This is a genomic window from Pontimicrobium sp. MEBiC01747 (genome assembly GCF_053601635.1).
On the sequence record NZ_JBSHNS010000286.1, the window covers coordinates 1 to 3,272 of the forward strand.

Below are 3,272 nucleotides of genomic sequence, written 5' to 3' on the forward strand. Positions count from 1 at the left end.
CACCAGAAGGTTTAAAAACCATTGCTATCGATGAGCCAACAATGAGTATGTTATTTACAATTAACGATTCGCCTTTCTTTGGAAAAGACGGAAAGTTTGTAACATCTCGCCATATTAAAGACCGTTTAACTAAAGAACTAGAAAAAAACTTAGCATTAAGAGTTGAAGAAACAGGAAGTGCAGATAAGTTTATGGTCTTTGGTCGTGGAGTATTACACTTATCGGTTTTAATAGAAACGATGCGTCGTGAAGGTTACGAATTACAAATTGGACAACCACAAGTAATCATTAAAGAAATTGATGGTGTAAAATGTGAGCCAGTAGAAGAAATGACAATAGATTTACCTGAGCACGTTTCTGGTAAAGCCATTGAAATGGTAACGCTTCGTAAAGGAGAAATGCTAAGTATGGAAGCTAAAGGTGAGCGTATGGTTTGTGAGTTTATAGTACCATCTAGAGGTATTATTGGTTTACGTAACCAATTACTAACAGCAACAGCAGGAGAGGCTATTATGGCACACCGTTTTAAAGAATACCAACCGTTAAAAGGAGGGATTCCAGAACGTCAAAACGGATCATTAGTCTCTATGGAGAAAGGAACAGCAATTCCTTATTCAATTGATAAATTACAAGATAGAGGTAAGTTTTTTGTAGATCCAGGAGAAGATATTTACGAAGGTCAAGTCATTGGAGAAAACTCTCGTGGAGATGATATGACAGTGAATATTACTAAAACGAAAAAATTAAGTAATGTCCGTTCATCTGGAGCAGACGATAAAGCGAAGATTGTACCAGCAATTAAATTCTCTTTAGAAGAAGCATTAGAATACATACAAAAAGATGAGTACGTAGAAGTAACACCAAACTTCTTAAGATTACGTAAAATATACTTAACAGAAGTAGAGCGTAAAAGAAATAAAATTATCTAAAATAAAAATACGTTTATAGTTTATTTTATACTATAAACTTTACACTATAAAAAAGAGAGATACTGAAAAGTATGTCTCTTTTTTGTGAAAAGTAATACTAGTTTTTTAGTTTAAAATATATCTAAGACGACTATTAGTACTTGAAATTCCGATGCAATCGGAAAACATCAAAATTAAGAAATAATGAACGAAGGAATGAAGATGCAAGGCAAAGCCTTAAGCACGTAATTCTGAAAGTGAATGTTGCGAAGCAATTTCCTAATTTTGATTTGATTTTTTGGTTCGTTTTGTATCAAGACAAAATGAACAGAATTAAATAAATTAAACTAAAAGATTACCGCCTTCGCGGCAACAAGATGGAATTATTTGGAATCACTGGAACAGAATATATTGGCTACTTAGCTTCTTTTATGGTATTACTATCGTTTACCATGAAAGATGTAAAAAAACTAAGGTTAGTAAACATGACGGGTTGTATACTATTTATAATTTATGGGTTTTTAATGCCAACATTACGTATTGGTTTACCTATAATTATTGCAAACGCAGCAATTTTATTAGTAAACGTCTACTATTTATTTTTTAAGAAAGTCGCTTAAGTTTTTCTATATTTACAAAAAAAATAATAATGCACTTTCTATATTTCGATCCAGGATTAGGCGCTATGATAATTCAAGCTGTAGTTGCAGCGGTAGCAGCAGTTGTTCTGTTTTCTAAAAATGTAATGTATAAAATAAAACTATTTTTAGGACTTGTTAAAGAAAGTGATAATGAATTATTTGACGATATTAATGTTGAAGATTCCGATATAGAAAATAAAACAAATAGTGACGAATAGAAAAGCACACTCGTCGTCGTTTAGAGATCCTTCTGGCTATATTTTTACAGAACAAGGCTGTATTAAACGTGTTATAAACCCTATTTACTTTAAACAATATCAAAAATTAAAAGACTCTGGGGTTTTTAATACTCTGTTTAAAAGCGGGTTGTTAATTCCTCATAAAGAGTGTTCCGCATCCAATGAGGCTATTATTATTCAGCCAGAAACTATTCCATTTATAACCTATCCTTACGAGTGGAGTTTTAATCAATATAAAGCAGCAGCCTTACTAACGTTAAAACTTCAAAAGTTTTGCTTAGAAAAAGGGTTTTCTCTTAAAGATGCATCTGCCTTTAATGTTACATTTCATAAAGGAAAGGCTATTTTTATAGATACTCTATCTTTCGATTTTTATGAAGAAAACACGCCATGGCGCGCATATAAACAGTTTATAACTCACTTTTTTGGTCCTTTATTATTAGCACATTTTCATGGTTCGGAAGTACTAAAACTAACAAGCAATTTTATAGATGGTATTCCTGTAAAAACGATAGCATCTATGCTACCATTTAAAACAAAATTAAATCCGTTTTTATACTCTAATATCCATTTATTAGCAAAGTTTGAAGCAAAGCATAACGAAGATTATAAGGGAGAAACACAAACAAGGGCACTATCTAAAAAAGGGCAACTAAATATTATAACGAGCCTCTATAATTATATTAAAAAATTAGAGTTAAAGGAGCAGAGCGAGTGGGGAGAATATTATAATAAAACTAATTATTCTGATGCAGCTTTTAATATAAAAGCAGATATAATAAATAACTGGATAACAAAGTTAAACGCCAAAACAGTTATAGATGTTGGAGGAAACGATGGTACCTTTGTACGACGCATAAAAACTAATTTAGTACAAGCTTTAGTATGCGATATAGATAACAATGCCGTAGACTATAACTATAAACAGACAAAACAAAACAAAGAGCAGTTTATAACACCATTTGTTTTAGATGTTTTAAACCCATCGGCAGCAGTAGGATTTAATAATGCCGAGCGTTTTTCATTTTTAAAACGGATTCAAGATTTTGCTCCAGATGTTACTTTAGCGTTGGCAGTAATACACCACATGTCGTTATCAGGAAATATAACCTTTAAAATGTCGGCTGCATTTTTTGCCTCTTTTTCAAAGCAACTTATTATAGAATTCCCGAAGCGAGGAGACTCATGGGTAGAACGCTTGCTAAATAGTAAAGGAGAATTTAAAGACCTCTTTAATTTTTATAATATTGAAACCTTTGAAGAAGCCTATCTGTCGTATTTCGATATTGTAGAAAAACAAGATGTAGGCGATTCTAAACGTGTACTATACCTTTTAAAAACGAAATAAATTGCGTCAAAAAATTATTCAATTTGTAAATAATAAAAAACAATACCCAATTATTACAGGGGTTGCTTCAGGATTATATCCTATGTTATATTATTACAATTCTAATTTTACTTACATTAATTCATTAGAGCAATTT

3 protein-coding genes and 1 pseudogene are annotated in these 3,272 nt (G+C 31.5%); all 4 read left to right on the forward strand.

Annotated elements, in window-relative coordinates; translation table 11 throughout:
• Positions 1-929: pseudogene (locus ACVC2P_RS09310) on the forward strand (translational GTPase TypA); the annotation flags it as partial.
• Between the two features lie 356 nt (positions 930-1,285).
• Complete coding sequence (locus tag ACVC2P_RS09315; RefSeq protein ID WP_452598201.1) at positions 1,286-1,528, forward strand: uroporphyrinogen decarboxylase; 243 nt, start codon at positions 1,286-1,288, stop codon at positions 1,526-1,528.
• 29 nt (positions 1,529-1,557) lie between these two features.
• Entirely contained in the window at positions 1,558-1,767 is a 210-nt protein-coding gene (locus tag ACVC2P_RS09320; RefSeq protein WP_452598202.1) for a hypothetical protein, read from the forward strand.
• Positions 1,757-3,136: a class I SAM-dependent methyltransferase gene (locus ACVC2P_RS09325; RefSeq protein ID WP_452598203.1), complete on the forward strand. Its 1,380-nt coding sequence runs from the start codon at positions 1,757-1,759 to the stop codon at positions 3,134-3,136. The genes ACVC2P_RS09320 and ACVC2P_RS09325 overlap by 11 nt, the downstream gene beginning before the upstream one ends.
• Positions 3,137-3,272 lie beyond the last annotated feature (136 nt).

Bases quoted from the DNA above. Each gene is read 5' to 3' on its own strand.
- ACVC2P_RS09320 (WP_452598202.1), top strand. From the start codon at position 1,558: ATGCACTTTCTATATTTCGATCCAGGATTAGGCGCTATGATAATTCAA.
- ACVC2P_RS09315 (WP_452598201.1), top strand. From the start codon at position 1,286: ATGGAATTATTTGGAATCACTGGAACAGAATATATTGGCTACTTAGCT.